The 13905-nt window shown below is 71.1% G+C and carries 13 protein-coding genes; 1 reads left to right on the top strand and 12 read right to left on the bottom strand.

Features of this window, described 5'->3' with window-relative positions:
• Positions 1-2: 2 nt before the first annotated feature.
• Positions 3-3116 carry a hypothetical protein gene (locus tag O0S08_RS13780; RefSeq protein WP_269039576.1) on the bottom strand — a complete coding sequence of 1038 codons (3114 nt, stop codon included), beginning with the start codon at positions 3114-3116 and terminating at the stop codon, positions 3-5.
• A gap of 131 nt (positions 3117-3247) precedes the next feature.
• A complete protein-coding gene (gene ltrA / locus O0S08_RS13775; RefSeq protein ID WP_269032840.1) occupies positions 3248-4675 on the bottom strand; it encodes a group II intron reverse transcriptase/maturase in 1428 nt (475 codons plus the stop codon).
• A 608-nt stretch (positions 4676-5283) separates the two neighbouring features.
• Here ltrA and O0S08_RS13770 point away from each other — a divergent pair.
• Positions 5284-5697, top strand: coding sequence for a hypothetical protein (locus O0S08_RS13770; protein WP_269039575.1), 414 nt, complete (start codon positions 5284-5286; stop codon positions 5695-5697).
• Here O0S08_RS13770 and O0S08_RS13765 read toward each other — a convergent pair.
• The 10 genes from O0S08_RS13765 to O0S08_RS13720 all read right to left on the bottom strand — a co-directional run bounded on the left by O0S08_RS13765 (position 5681) and on the right by O0S08_RS13720 (position 13872).
• Positions 5681-6544, bottom strand: a complete 864-nt coding sequence (locus O0S08_RS13765) for a hypothetical protein (RefSeq protein ID WP_269039574.1) — start codon at positions 6542-6544, stop codon at positions 5681-5683. The genes O0S08_RS13770 and O0S08_RS13765 overlap by 17 nt on opposite strands.
• Before the next feature lie 43 nt (positions 6545-6587).
• Entirely contained in the window at positions 6588-6833 is a 246-nt protein-coding gene (locus tag O0S08_RS13760; protein ID WP_269039573.1) for a hypothetical protein, read from the bottom strand.
• Entirely contained in the window at positions 6826-7218 is a 393-nt protein-coding gene (locus O0S08_RS13755; RefSeq protein ID WP_269039572.1) for a hypothetical protein, read from the bottom strand. The genes O0S08_RS13760 and O0S08_RS13755 overlap by 8 nt, the downstream gene beginning before the upstream one ends.
• Positions 7219-7281: 63 nt before the next feature.
• Positions 7282-8160: a hypothetical protein gene (locus O0S08_RS13750; RefSeq protein ID WP_269039571.1), complete on the bottom strand. Its 879-nt coding sequence runs from the start codon at positions 8158-8160 to the stop codon at positions 7282-7284.
• 20 nt (positions 8161-8180) lie between these two features.
• Positions 8181-8696: a hypothetical protein gene (locus tag O0S08_RS13745; protein ID WP_269039570.1), complete on the bottom strand. Its 516-nt coding sequence runs from the start codon at positions 8694-8696 to the stop codon at positions 8181-8183.
• Positions 8693-10171 carry a hypothetical protein gene (locus tag O0S08_RS13740; protein ID WP_269039569.1) on the bottom strand — a complete coding sequence of 493 codons (1479 nt, stop codon included), beginning with the start codon at positions 10169-10171 and terminating at the stop codon, positions 8693-8695. Before O0S08_RS13740 ends, O0S08_RS13745 begins: the two co-directional genes overlap by 4 nt.
• Positions 10172-10193: 22 nt before the next feature.
• Positions 10194-12017, bottom strand: a complete 1824-nt coding sequence (locus tag O0S08_RS13735; protein WP_269039568.1) for a terminase large subunit domain-containing protein — start codon at positions 12015-12017, stop codon at positions 10194-10196.
• Between the two features lie 34 nt (positions 12018-12051).
• Positions 12052-12450: a hypothetical protein gene (locus O0S08_RS13730; RefSeq protein WP_269039567.1), complete on the bottom strand. Its 399-nt coding sequence runs from the start codon at positions 12448-12450 to the stop codon at positions 12052-12054.
• Positions 12447-12701, bottom strand: a complete 255-nt coding sequence (locus tag O0S08_RS13725) for a hypothetical protein (RefSeq protein WP_269039566.1) — start codon at positions 12699-12701, stop codon at positions 12447-12449. The genes O0S08_RS13730 and O0S08_RS13725 overlap by 4 nt, the downstream gene beginning before the upstream one ends.
• Positions 12702-13071: 370 nt before the next feature.
• Complete coding sequence (locus O0S08_RS13720; protein WP_269039565.1) at positions 13072-13872, bottom strand: peptidoglycan recognition protein family protein; 801 nt, start codon at positions 13870-13872, stop codon at positions 13072-13074.
• Positions 13873-13905: the final 33 nt, after the last annotated feature.

Below are 13905 nucleotides of genomic sequence, written 5' to 3'. Positions count from 1 at the left end.
CGTCACTCCACCCACGGGAAGCCCGCGGCGTTCCCGGCTCCGAACTTGCCGTCCGGGCCGCACACGACGCCGAAGACCGATTGCGGCCACGCGCCGTCGTCGTGGTCTGGATGCGGCGCCAGCATGAGCACGCCGAACCGCCTCTCCCAGATCTTGCCCGAGAACGTGTCGCTCTTGTACGTGATCGAGTGCGCGACCGAGTCGACGCTCTCGACGTAGAACGCCGCCGTCGACTCCCACGTGAGCCCGTCCCACGACTGCCAGACGTAAGCGATGAGGTCGCCGCTCGCCGTGGACCATGCCGGCTTCCTGAAGCCGGCCACGTCGCTCTCATCCGTGCCGCGGCCGAAGGCGTCGGCGTAGCAGTAGACAGTGCGCGTCGTGGCGTCGTGGCGCTCCTCGATCGTCGCGTGATCATCGACGAGCCGAGCGAGCGGGGCGAAGCGCCGGGCGATCGTGGGGTCCTTCCCCTCGACGAGGATCTGCACGGTGGCCGCGAGAGTCTGTAGGTCGCGCTCGACCGACACAACGCGACCGATCCGGGCGGTCATGCCGTAGGCGCCCTCGCGCGTCGCCGGCCAGGGCGACGTGTAGCTGACGACGGTCCCCGGCCAGATGTCGCGCGCGCGGTCGCCCTTGACCTTCAAGGTGACCAGCGCGTGCGGCTCGCCGAAGAAGCGCGCCATGTCCGTGCCCCACAGCTTGGTGAACGGCCCCGACCACTCCCCGCCGCAGGTGAGCGTGCGTCCGTCGATCTCTGCCTTGGAGTTGCCGCGGCGCAGCGAAGCCCTCGGGTCCCGGGCCTTCACCGTCAGCGTCTTCTCCTCGCCGCCGTCGCCGAGCTGGCTCGCGCCGTAGCGCACCTCGATGAGGTCGATCGGCTCGAGGGCGTTGAACTCGACCGTCTCGGAGGGCGGCAGCTCGTCCACCTCGCCGGCGACGTCGGCCTCGGTGATCGCCACCTGCACGTCATCGAGCGACAGCGGGGCGGTCTTCTGGAAAAGCCCGTAGCGGCCGCCGTGGAGCGAGAAGCACCAGCCGCGCGGGCGCAAGATGTCCTCGATGAGCTGCTGCGAGTCGAACGGCCCGATCGCGGCGAGCTTGGTCATGTTCAGCGGGCCACCCTTCCCGCCGGGCAGGGCGTCGGCCGCGGCGGCGAAGCTCAGGACATCGACCATGGCCTCAGGGATGCCGAGGCCGAGGTCTGCGCGCTCGAGGTCGTCGCCCTTGCCTCCGAGGCCGTGGGCGTTGTCGCCGGGGTCGATCGTCGCGCCGTCGCCGACGCCCGACCACGAGGCTGTCCCCGAGGACAGCAGCAGCCGGAGCAGCACGCGGTGCGCGACGTCGGGGCCGTGGAGGTTGTAGCCGAGCAGCGCGATCGGGACGAACTCGAGGTCGCTCGCCGCCCACGCGTAGGCGATCGGGTCGTTGGCGATGCCGAACGCGCGCGGGTCGAGCCACTCCTCGAGCCACACTAGGGGGCGCCCGTCGGTGTGCGTGGCGACGCGGTTGTCGTCGTCGACCCAGGACACCCGCGCGACCTGGTACTGCGTCTCGCTCTCCCCGTCGAGGCTGGCCTTGAAGCTGCCCCGCACCGCGAAGAAGCCCGCCGTGTCGCACACGCCCGAGTTCACGCTCACGCCAGCGAGCGTCGCGTCGGCGGGCGGCCGCGCGAGCTGGCCCTCGAGGTAGACGGTGTCGAGCCCGACGCCCACCTTGAGCGGTTGGCCGGCGTCGGGGTACAGGACCGAGACGTAGTTCAGGTCGGCCGGGCGGAACACCCGCGGGCTCGAGTTGTTGTCGACCTTGAACATGTCGCTCCACGAGGCGCCGAGAGCCAGGGTGCTGAACTGCGCCTCGAGGTAGCCGGGTGCCGGGTCGTCGGTCGCGTCGCCGGCGATCGCGTAGAACGTCGAGCCCTCGACCGCCTCGACCTCGTGGATCGACTTCAGCGTCGAGCCCGGCGGCCTTCCCTGCAGGCGCAGGTCCCAGCCGAGGTGCCGCCACGCGCGCTCGTGCATGCGGAGCTGCAGCGTCGCGCCGTAGATGTTGCTCGCGTCGTCCTCGACGACGCGAATCTGCAGCTCGTCCTGCGTCAGCGAGACCTGGCCGTCGAGGTAGTTGTTGAACGTGACATCCCCCGCCGTGGCCGCGAGCACCTGCAGCCGGGCGTCGATCTCGGCGGCGAGGCCGGCCGGGCTCTGGTCGCTCGTGATCGTGTCCAACGCCGAGTACGCGGAGGTCGCGGCCGCCTGGGTCGGTGAGCCGACACCGTTGCGGAACGTGAACGCGACCGCGATCTTGTCCTCGCCCGGGGCGAGCGCGAGCGGCGTCTCGAGCGGCAGCCACTCACTCGGGCGGTTGACGTTCAGCGTGCGCCGCAGCCATGAGCTCGGACCCTCACACTCGAGCGTCCACGCCCTCGACTGCGCGCGCGCAGCTCGGAGCGTGCCCCACCAGATCAGCGAGTAGCCGCTGGCGAACTGCTCGTCCCAGGGCGCCCACACCCCGGTCGCCGGATCGCGGCGGATCAGGTAGAGCGCGACCGCGCGGCCCTCGAGCCAGCGCGCGCCGTCCCGGACGACCGAAGCGCGCAGCCCGGCCTCGCCCTCAGGGGCGTTGAACGCGGCGTGGTCCAAACCCGGGAGCGGATCGCCGGGGAGGACCTGGAACAGCCGCCGCTCGCCCTCGCCCCCGATCGCCTCGCCGTTGACGTGCCTGCCGTGGATCGTGACCGAGTCGCCGCCGGCGCCGATCAGCGTCGGGGGCGCCGGATCATCGGTCGGTGCCAGTCGCTGGATCAGCGGGTCGCCCCCCTCGTCCAGCGCGAATCCGATCAGGTGCCCCTCGCGGTCGACGACCGTGAATGCGGCGTCGTCGTCGAGCAGCATGCCCGAGTCGACCATCCCGACAGCGAGCTTGACGAACTGCGGCGGCTCCAGACCGAGGACGACGGTCCGGCCCGCGCCGACGTGCGCCTCGTCGCCGATCCAGGACGAGGCGCCGGCTCCGGCGAGTTCGTGGCGGTCGGTGAAGGCCATCGACCAGCCCTCGATAAGGAGGACGCAGCCGACGTCTTGGTAGGTCTGCGAGGCGAGTTCCGCAACGGTGGGCACTGGTAGATCCTACCCTTCCTTCGGTCTTGCCGAGTACGGCTGTTGCCCCGGAGGAAGGGCAGGACCCCCGTTCAAACCGTGCATGCGGATTTCCCGCACACGGCTTACCGGTGGACTTTCGGGCCGTTGCATTACGCTGCCTCCGGGTACTGCACGGTCCCCCGCAGACGATGGAGGCCGTGGTTGTGGAAGAAGTCGCGTGTCCAGACCTTGGCCTCCCCCGCGTGGAGATGTCGACCTTTGCGCTTCACCATGAAGGCGCGGAGTCGACTCCATACGTAGGTGTCGATCTGGTTGAACTTCGCGGCGGCGTTCCCGGTGAGGAAGTAGTTGGCCCAGCCGCGCAGCACCGGATTGATGTCGCGGATGATCACCCGCACATCTTTGACCCCGTGGCGGTTACGACCGGTCAGCTCCTTCACACGCTGTCGCACCCGCGTCAAGCTGCGCGTCGAAGGCCAGCGCTGGAGGAAGTACGCTCTGCGGCGTTCCTTCTCCCAGATCGGACCGGACATGCGCTTACGCAGGTGACAGCCGAGGAAGTCGAAGCCTTGCCGTCCCCGGCTCAGCTCGACGCGCCTCGTCTTCTCGGGATGCAGCTCGAGTCGAAGTCGACGCAGGATCTCGCGGACCCTGACCTCGGCCTCCTCGCACGCCTTCCTGGTCCTGCACAGGATCACGAAGTCATCGCAGTAGCGCACGAGCTCGCCCAGGTGGGCGTGCCGTCGCTGCCACAACTTGTCGAGGACGCCGAGGTAGATGTTCGACAGCAGCGGTGAGATGACCCCGCCCTGGGGTGTCCCCGAGAGCATCGCCGTCACCTCGCCGTCTTCCATCACCCCGGCTTCGAGCCATTGCCGCACCAGCTTGAGGACCCTTCGATCCGAGATCCGCATCTCGACGAGCTTCATGAGTCGCTCGTGATCGATGCTGCCGAAGTAGTCGCGGATGTCGGCGTCGAGCACATGGTTTCCACCTCGCGCTCCCAACACGCGCAGGCGCTCGAGCGCCTGCGTCGCGCTGCGCTTCGGCCGGAAGCCATACGAGCACGGAAGGAAGTCCGCCTCGAATATCGGCTCCAACACCAGCTTCGCCGCCATCTGCACCACTCGGTCCCGGACTGTCGGGATCCCCAGCGGCCGCTTCTTCCCGTCCGCCTTCGGGATGTACCGCCGCATGACCGCGCTCGGCCGGTACGTCCCCGCCTCGAGCTCTGCACCGATCTCTTCGAGGAAGCGATCGACGCCGAGCTCTTCCACCTCGGCCAGCGTCTGGGCATCGATGCCCGCTGACCCCCTGTTCTTCTTCACCCGCCTCCATGCTTCCTTCAGGACGTCACGCCTGAAGATGCGGTCGTACAGCGCATGGAAACGTCTTCCCGGATGCCGCTTGGCTGCGGCCCACAGTCGGCGTCGAAGTTCTCGCACTTTGTCACGTGGCCTGCGCCGCGTGGGGTTGTTGGGACCTGTCCTGCAGGCCATGCCCTCGCGCTTACCTTCTTCTCCGACACGACCACCCCAGGGGCCCTTCCCTCCGGCGGCGTTGTTCTGCGCCGCCATCGCCGGTACTACGACCCCCTCGGACTCCCGCTGCACAGCGCTCGACTTCGCCTTCGGCTTATACGAGCCACCTTGCCCCGACACGGGCCGTGCAGACGGGCCTCTCCTGTTCCGCATCGCTCCTTGAACGCGTGCTGCGCCCCCTACCCCGGGTGGACCCCCCGCGCTTTCTGTTCCGGACTCGTGCGCGGTGGACGTGGCCTTCGCCGCGAAGTGATCGGCTCGGCTCCCCCATTGTTTCTCTGACGAGGCTGCAGGCTTCACTTGATGTTGCGGCCCGCGTTCTTGCTCCCTCCGTAGAGGCTCTTGACGCCCCGCTCGGGCCGCGAGGATCTCTCCTCGCGCCTGGGGCCTGCTACCGGGCGCTCCGGCGCTTACCCGGACGGGACTTTCACCCGCTGGAACGGTGCAGCATGACGCGGCCGACCCGCCCCCTCCGGGGTCCTGCTCGTCCGTGTCTTCAGGACGCACCACCGCGAGGAGGCTATCGTTGTGGAGCGAACGAGGCGCCGACGTGACGTCGCTCCTGTCGACCGCGATTTTATCCGCCGTGCGAATAGGTCGATTGACCGTTGCGCCTGCACGCAACCTCGATGTAGTCGAGGTGCATGGACAACGGTTTCCCATCCGGCGAGTACGATCCTTCGCGGGTGATGCAGTTCATCGGCGGCATCGAGCCGAAAGCCTACAGCCCGAACGCTCGCATCGCCGTCCTTCCAACAACCCCCACCCGCCACTTCAGCAGGCGCCAGGGGCAGGACGGCCACATCATCCGAGTGAAGGAACCCGCCAGCCAACCGCCGATCATCGGGACGGTGACGTTCACGCTGATGAAGACCGACCCGGCGAACGACCGCCTGACCGAACTCGTCGGCGCGGAGTTTGTGGCCTACCAGCTCCTCGACAACGCCGGAAAGGCGAAGGTCCTGAGCGAGCAGTGCCACGTCACCGAACCGGAAGAAGGCTATTCGCCGCAGGCGGAGACGTTGTCGTGGACTCTCCAGTTCACCAGCGTGGAGTAAAGCGCGAGCGCGCGTCGGGCGGCTCGCGGGTGGCGTCTGCGGTGAGACGCGTCGTCTTGGCCTTGTCGAGGCCCTGCAGCAGCCCGTTGCGCAGCTCGGCATAGCGGGCGTGGTAGCGCTCGGCGCGGGACACCGCCGAGGGGTCGGTGCTGTGCTTGATGAGGTGCCAGGCGGCGAGGTGGAGCACGGCTCGCCGGCCGATCGGTCCGGCGAGGATCCGGTCGTCCTCGACGCCGGCGTTCAGCATGTCGACGCCGAAGTCGTCGGCCGCTTGGCGCACCGCATCGGCGACCGTCATGTCCTCGCCGGCGTAGGCCGTGAGCGTCGGGTCAAGCTGCAGGACCTCGTCGGGGCTGACGAGCGGCGCCGGCGCGACGCGCTCGACGAACACCTGCTCGAGGAACGGCGCGAGGCCGTCCGGCTCCCAGCGCACGACGAGCGCGTGCTGCGTGAGGTACTCGTCCTCGCCGGTCGCGTCGGCCGGCACCGAGCACGAGAGCTCGCAGCCGAGGAAGGCCGCGCCGCCGGCGAACGACCCGACCACGGCGGAGACGAGCCGCAGCGTCGTGCCGCTCACGCCCTCGACGCGGACCAGCTCGGCACGCCCGCCGTGCTGCAGCAGGTACCGCCGGCCGGCGACGATCCCGACGGCGGACGCCACCGTGACCACGCGCGGGTCGGTGGTGCTGCGCCCCGCGGCCGCGACGATCGTCGTGCTCACGCTGTCGACGGCGGCCGGGCCAGCGGCGAGCATGTGGGCCGGGTCGTCGGCGCCGCGGCGGGTGTCGAGGATCGCGTACGTCGCCGAGGCGACAACCAGCGGTCGCCCGTCGTCGCGCAGGGGCACGGTCCGGATCGCCTGCGCGCGGCGCCGTACGTGACGCGGTGGATCACGCCGCGGGCCTCCGACGCTCGGCCTGCTCGTTGTGGGAGATGATCGCGCGGTTGACGACGCGCTCGGCGTCACGCCAGGCCACGTCCTCGATCTGGCGATCGCTCAGGCGCGAGGGATCAACGACCGCGCCGGCGTCGCCGAGGCGAAAGAACCGCTCTCCGCGCTCGCGTGCCGTCCGGAGCTGGCCCACACGCATCCGCTGGTGCTCGGCGTAGGAGCGGCCCCAGTCGAGATCAGCCATGCGACTTCTGCTCCTCGGGGTCGGCACCACGCGCCCGGCGGTGCAGGACCTCGGCGGGCAACCGATCCTGGGGGAACGGCTGCACGCGCTTGCCGAGGGCGAGGTCGGCGAGCATGCGCTCGTACACGGCCCAGTCCTCGGCGCGGCGCTCGGCCTCGAAGAGGTCGCGCAGGAGCACATAGCCGCGTCGCGCGTACAGCGGCTCGACCGCGTAGTCGACCTTGCACTCGCCGGCATCGTACGCGCGCAGCCACTTGTGCTTCACCTGCGGCGCGCACGGCAGGTGCTTGATCTTGCCGGACGTGCCGGGGTCGTCGGTGATCGGCGTGACGACGGCGACGAGGGTGTACGGGCTTTCGGCGTGGATGTATGCGGCGGCGGGCATGGTCGTGGGGATCCGGGAGGTGGAGCGCGAGCGCCGGTCCCGGAGGCCGGCGCCCGGCGAAGGTCAGACCGCCTTCTTCGTCACGATGCGGTGGCACAGGTGGTCCGCGGTGATGCACACGCCGTAGCGCGCGTGAACCACGAACTCCCAGCCGACCTGGATCGGCGCCGGCTGGATCTCCGGCATCGGCGCCCACCACACGGCGAGGCCGAGGCCCGACTTGCCGCCGGGCTCGTCGGCGCCGACGAACATGCCCGCGACGTCGGAGACGCCGTCGTCGGGCATGTCGCCGCGCCAGACCTCGATGGTGCCCCAGTTGCCCTGGTAGGCCGCGTTCGGTCGGCCGTTGAACACGTCGAGGCCGGCGCCGAAGATGAGGCCGCCGTTGCCGCTGCTGCGGATGCTCTTGCGGATGTGGGCGATCTGGGCGTTGCTGGCGATGAGCAGGTGTCGCGCGAGGTTTGGGTTGAGCGCCAGGAACGTGGCGTAGCCCTCCTCGAGGTTGTCGAGGGTGAGCTCGGCGCCGGTCTTGTCCGTCTCCGTCGCGGCGCTCGCCGCCAGGGCGCAGACGTCCTTGTTGACGCGGTTGCGCACCTTCTCGGCGAGGTCGGTGAAGATGTCGCCCTGCTCGAGGATCGCGTCCTGCAGACCCTGACGCGAGACGAAGTGCCGGCGGCCGACGACGCCGGCGGTGGCGATGCCGTCCTCGACGCCGAAGTCGGTCGCGGTGATCGCCTCGGTCTCGGTCTGAGAGCCAGAGACGGTGGCGGCCACCAGCGACAGGAACTTGTAGGTGTCGGCCTTGCCCTGCGAGGCGTCGGCCTGCCACGCGACGCCCTCGTAACACCGCACGATCGCGGGCGCGGCGATGACGTTCGGGTCGATCTGCTCGGTGTGGATCGCCTTGGCGGCGGTGGTGGTGTTGAAGCCCAGAGTGGCCATGGCGGCCTCCTGTCAGGTGTTCAGATGAGCGACTTGTGCTTGCGGCCCTGTTGCTGCGGCGGCGCCCCACCGGGCCCGCCGCCCGGCGCCGGCGGCCGCGACAGGGCCGGCGCCGAGGTCTTGATCTCCTCGAGGGCGACCTTCGCCGCCTCCTCGGGCTTGTCGCTGTAGCGATCGACCTTGCCCGCCTCGGCGAGCGCCCCGAGGACGCCGCGCAGCTCGAGCTCGGACGCGTGCGGCAGCGCCTTGCGCAGCTCGCCGACGATCGCGCCCTCGCGCTCGCGCTTGCCGAAGGTGTCGACCTGGCCGCGCAGCTTGACGAGCTCGCGGTCCTGCTCGACAAGCTTGTCGTCGCGCTGCTTGAGCTGGGCGGTGAGCGCGGCGTGCTCGGCCTGCAGGGTGCGGAACGCGGCCGTCGTCATGTCGTCACCCTTCGGCTTCGGCGCCTCGTGCGGGGCCTCGGGCTTCGGCTTCGCCTCGGCCGGCGTCTCGGTCGGCTTCGCCTCGGTGGGCTTCTCGGTGCTCGTCTCGCTCACGGCTGGGTCTCCTCGCGGCGCACGGCGCCGCTCTGCTGGCCGCCCTCGCGGCCCTGAAACTGGGCGATGGACTGGACGCCGCGCGCCGGGTCGGCGGCGACGTTGCGCGCGGCGAGCTCGGCGATCCGCGTCGTGTACTCGGACAGGTTCGCCGCGATCTCTTCCTCGGCCTCGGCGCGGGTGAGCTCGGGCCGCTCGCGCAGCAGCTCGTCCACGGCGCTCGCCAGCCCGTGCGGGAGCCGGGCCTCGAACGCCTGCATGCGCTTGATCTGGTCGGCGGGCTCGCCGAGGTCGGGGAAGGCCACGCGAAGCGCCGCCTCGATCTCGTCCGCCGGCGGCAGCGCGCGCGCGTGCCGGTGCGCGGAGGCTCGAACGACGTCGCAGGCAGCGATCCACAGGGCGCGCTCGCCGGTCCGCAGCAGCGGCGCCTGGGCGTCGCGCTGCAGCGCCAGCGCGCCGGGCGTCATGGCGATCGAGAGGGTGCCCCAGTTACTATTGTCGTTGACGAACGAGACCGCGCTCGGCGGGATCCCGTAGCGGGCGACGGCCGCGGAGGCCAGCGCCTGGATCTCGCCGAGGTAGTGGCGCGGGTCGGTGGTGCGGTCGTGGACGGCGACTCGCACTTCGCCAGGCGCCGCGTCGAACACGAGCGGCCGGCTCGGATGACCGATCGGTTGTCCCTTGGCGTACTTGTCGTCGGGGGCCGTGATCTCGGTCAGCGGCGCGCTCGTCTGCGTGCGTGTCCACCGGCCGAGCGCCGAGAGGTATGCGACCTCGAGCGCGGCGTCGGCGAGGCCGACGTGGTCCGTCGTGCCCGACCAGTCGTACGCGAGCCACGGCCGCGCGCGCAGGACCGCGGCCGGGCAGTAGGTGAGGCCGTGCGGGGCGTCGTGCATGCCGTCGCCGAGGTGCTCGCCCTGGGCCGTCCAGTAGCGCCAGCCCCAGGCGTCGAGCTCGACGAGGACGCCGTCCTCGCGCTCGAACAGCACCGCCTCGACCACGTCGGGCGCGGCGCGGTGGCGCCGGACCTCGCAACGGTCCTGCGTCACGGTGGCGAGGCAGAGCCGCGGGCCGCCGCGCACCGAGTCGACGTACGGCACGACGACGACCGGGCCGGTAGCCCACGCGAGCGCGTTGATCGAGGTGCCCTGCACCGGCAGGCCCGACTCGCCGACGAGATCGGCGAAAGCCCGCGCCGCGCCCTCGCCGACGCCGCGCAGCTCCCGGCGGACGCCACGCTGGTAGACGACGGCCACGGCGTCGGCGACGCAGCCGAGCAGTCCGTGTGCCGTGTTGACGAACTTCGCCACCTCGGCCGAAGTCTCGGCGTCGGCGATCCGGTCCTTCACCATCTTGCGGACCGCGACCTTGTAGTCGCCCACGTAGAGCTGCCGCTTGAACGCGGCGGCGGACCGGCGCTTCTCGCCGATCTTCCACTCCGGCCACAGCCGGAACAATTCGCCCTTCGGGGTCACGCCCTCGGAGGCTATCTGCGCGCTACTGGCCGCCGTGGAAGATGGCCCAAAGGCCATATCGCAGCGCGTCCAGCGGCGAGGCCAGCCGGTCGCTCTTCGTATGCGACTTCGTCAACGGCACGATGCCGTCGCCGCTGTCGGTCTGCTGCAGAAGCGACTCGACCAGGGCGAGGCAGCGCTGCGCCAGGTGGAGCCGGCCCTCCCGCAGCAGGCGATGCACGAGCGTGTGCGAGTCGTACCTGGTCGTGTGGACAGGCCGCCAGGTCCCGCCGTCGCCGAGCTTGTATTGCGGGGCGCGGGCGTCGAAGCCGAGCCGGCCCAGCGTCTCGGCGAGGCCCTGCGGGTTACGGCCGTGGCGATGGGCGGTCGGGTCCCGCGAGAGCGCCTGCGGATCGCAGATCATGCCGCAACCGCGGTACGGCGAGTCGGTGGCGGTCGGCGCCCACGTCCGCACCCACTTCAGGTCCACGAGCTTCTCGGCGTGGGCGAGCGAGTGCGAGTGGCCGCTCTGGATCACGTCGACGACGAACACGTGCCAGCGCGCGCGGTCGTCGGGCGCGACCGGGTCGGCCGCGACCTGCAGCACGACGGTCGACATCGGATGGCAGTTGAAGTCGGAGGCCAGGATGTAGCGCCCGCTCGTCGCCCGTACCTCGCGAAAGTGCGGGTTCGTGCGCGCCTGGAACAGCCGGCGAGCGACCTGCGGCGTCGCGTCGAGCACGGCGCCGCGGGTTCGTTGCACCAACGTCGCGCGCATGTCGGCGAGGGCCCGAGCCTCGTCGAGATGGACGTGCCGCTCGACCGAGAAGTCGCGCCACAACAGGCCCGCGTTCGCGCACCACTCGCCGAAGAAGTCGCGGCGCACGGCCGGGTCGTCCTGGTCGAGCGCGGCGAGCTCACGCCGCACGACCTCCGGGTCGAGCCACGGGTTGCCGAGGATCGCAAACTGCACCGCCCGCCAGCGCGCGCCCTCGTGCTCGCCCGAAACGCGCCGCTCGTCGTTCTCGGGCAGCCGCTCGAACGCCTGCGCCTGCTCGACGAGGTCGCGGAGGAAGTGCCCGGGTCGAGGCGTGGTGGCCAGGAACAGGCGACCGCCGACGTCGAGGCAGCGGCCGCGCAGCGCGACGAGGGAGTCCTCGGTCGGCAAGTGCGCGGCCTCGTCGACGACGGCGCACACGACCGCGTCGCTCTTGAGCTTCTCGGCGCCGGGGTCGTTCTCGAAGTGCTTGAGGTCGATCAGCGAGCCGTCGGCGAGGACGGTCAGCAGCGACGACGCACGGTGGGTGTCGGGCATGCTCCGCACCAGCGCCCGCGGCAGCAGCGGCGGTGACTCGCCTGTCCCGACGAACAGCTTCTCGAGCAGCCGGAACGCCTTCGGCTGGGTGCTGGCCACCAGCCAGAACCGGCGCTGCGGCCCGCCCCGCCGCAGCCACTGCAGCGCCAGGAACATCAGCGCGTTCGTGGTCTTGCCGGAGCGGTTGCCACCGCTGGCGAGCACGTGCCGCGTGTCGTCGCCGTCGAGCAGGATCTCGGCCTGCGCCCGACTCATGCGCAGCGGGATCGGGTGCTGCTCGGCGTCGGCCTGAATGCACAACCATGTCCGCCGAGACACGTCCTCGCGGTAGATCCTGCGGCCGGCGGCGCAGTCGATGATCACCTCGGGGAGCACGTGGGTCTCGACGACGACGGCGTGGCGCGAGCCACAACACCGACACGGCGGCGAGCCCGGTGCGGCAGACTCGTGCACGAGCACGTGCGGCGCCAGGTGGAGGAAGCGCGCCTCGCCGAGCGCGGTCTCGATCTCCTCGATCTTGCGGTGCAGGACTTGTCGGGCGGTCGCTGTCATGGATGTCCTATTGGGCATGTCCTCGTCGACATGTTCATGAGGTCGTGTCCTGACGGACATGCTCTCGCGGTTCGTTCTCCAGGGCGGTCACGGCCTCATCGCGCCGCAGCGCCCGGCGGTGGAGCTCATCGACGCGGTCGGCTATGAGCTGGTCCAGCGCCTTGGCGTGCGCCGCCGACAGCTTCACCGCGAGCTCGCCGTACTTGAGCGCGGCGGGGATCTTGCCATCGGCGCGCAAGGCCGAGGCCCACGCCGCGGCAACCTGCTGCTCGGCCGCCAGCATGGCGACCTTCGCCGCGATGGTCCCGAGGCGCTCGGCCTCGACGGCCAGGCGGTCGCGCTCGACCTCGAGGCGTTGGGCCTCGGCGTAGCGCTCGGCGATCCGCTCGGGCGTCGCCGCGTACTTGCGCGGCCGGCCGGGCCCGCGGCTCACGGCGTCGGCTCCTCGCGGGCGACGGGCTCACCCTGCTCCGGCTCCACGCGCTTGCCTGCGACCATCGCCGCGATGGCCTCGCCCATCGCGCGCTCGGCCGCGGCCGCATGCGCCGGCCCGATCCCGAGGTACCGGACTCCGCGCTTCGCCTCGGTCGCGATGAACACGTTCCGATCGGTCGGCACGGCGATCGTCGACTCGGCGCGGCCGGTGTCGCCCTTGATCGGCGTGGCCCGCAGCTCGTCGGCCATGTGGCCCGTCCGCACGCCGCGCTTGTCGCTGACTCGCCGGGGATCGGCGGCATGACGGGCGCTCAGCGGGCGCTGAGGTCCGCCGCCCGGCCGCTTGCCGGCGTAGAGTTGCTCGCGCGCCTCGGCGAGGACCGCCCGCCGGGCGACATCGACGAGCACACGCGCATCGACGAGGACGACGAGCTCGCGGTCGACGTCGAGGGCGACACCCGCCGGCCGACCTCCCGGCCCCACCGGACCGATCGCGCCGGCGCCGGAGAGCAGGACCGCGCCGCCATCACCCGGCTTCCGGGCAGGCGAGTCTGCGGGTTTTCGTCGGCGTGCCATGATCCTTCTCGGCCGGCTCCACGCCGCCGGCGGGCGATCTGCGCTAGGTCGTGCGCGTTTTGCTGGTTTCAGGTCCCCCTGCGTGCGCGACAGGGGCCAGCGGCGGGGCCCCCGTAGGCCCTGGCACCGCCCCCTGTCCGAAGGGGGAGGCTTCGAGCGGGCCGTTGTAGGGGCGGCTCGGGACAGAGGTCGGGGTCGCGGGCGGGCCGCACAGCGCGGCGCCTGCTGCCTCAAGGATCGAGGGCGCGTTGCGCCACGAGCGGGGCAGGTCCGAGCCGCGCGCATGGGTCTCGACGAGCCGCAGCCCGAGCTCGCGGATCGCCCACTCGCCGAGCTCACGCCACAGGTCGGGGCCGCAGCAGCCGCCCTTGCCCGCCTCCACCTGGCGGTGAGCACCGATGTACCGCAGCCCGGGGAGCTCCTCCACGAGCCAGCGGAGCAGCTGTCTGGTCGCGTGGACCTGCTCGACCTTGTCCTCGATGCGGTCGGCGCCAGCGATGTCGGGCCTCCACCAGCGCGGCTCACCGCGAGCCGTGTAGCGGCCCGGCAGGTTGGCCCGGACCTCGATGGTCACGCAGCGCCCGTTCCAGGCCGAGCTGCCGTACCGCAGGCGGGCGAGCGGGTGATGCAGCAGCCGCCCCTCGCCGCCGTCGAGCACCAGCGCATGGGCCCGCACGCGGTCGAGGCCCGGCGCATCGAAGCTCTCGGGCGCGCGGGTGCCGGTCTGGTGCAGCACCACGAGGTCGACCTCGTCGGGCCGGCGCACACGCACCCGGTACCTCTCGGGGCTGTGCGCCGTGCGATCGACGAGGCACAGCGGCGGACCAGCGCAGGGCGAGCTCATGGCCCGCGGAGGCTATCGGCCAGCCAGCTTCGG

Origin of the sequence: Nannocystis punicea (genome assembly GCF_026965555.1) — a bacterium.
In the GTDB taxonomy this organism is placed as follows: Bacteria; Myxococcota_A; Polyangia; order Nannocystales; family Nannocystaceae; genus Nannocystis; species Nannocystis punicea.
This window is presented reverse-complemented; position numbering and strand designations above follow the sequence as displayed.

Bases quoted from the DNA above. Each gene is read 5' to 3' on its own strand.
- O0S08_RS13725 (WP_269039566.1), bottom strand. From the start codon at position 12,701: ATGGCCGACGAGCTGCGGGCCACGCCGATCAAGGGCGACACCGGCCGC.
- ltrA (WP_269032840.1), bottom strand. From the start codon at position 4,675: ATGGCGGCGCAGAACAACGCCGCCGGAGGGAAGGGCCCCTGGGGTGGT.
- O0S08_RS13735 (WP_269039568.1), bottom strand. From the start codon at position 12,017: ATGACAGCGACCGCCCGACAAGTCCTGCACCGCAAGATCGAGGAGATC.
- O0S08_RS13720 (WP_269039565.1), bottom strand. From the start codon at position 13,872: ATGAGCTCGCCCTGCGCTGGTCCGCCGCTGTGCCTCGTCGATCGCACG.
- O0S08_RS13755 (WP_269039572.1), bottom strand. From the start codon at position 7,218: ATGCCCGCCGCCGCATACATCCACGCCGAAAGCCCGTACACCCTCGTC.
- O0S08_RS13770 (WP_269039575.1), top strand. From the start codon at position 5,284: ATGGACAACGGTTTCCCATCCGGCGAGTACGATCCTTCGCGGGTGATG.
- O0S08_RS13760 (WP_269039573.1), bottom strand. From the start codon at position 6,833: ATGGCTGATCTCGACTGGGGCCGCTCCTACGCCGAGCACCAGCGGATG.
- O0S08_RS13750 (WP_269039571.1), bottom strand. From the start codon at position 8,160: ATGGCCACTCTGGGCTTCAACACCACCACCGCCGCCAAGGCGATCCAC.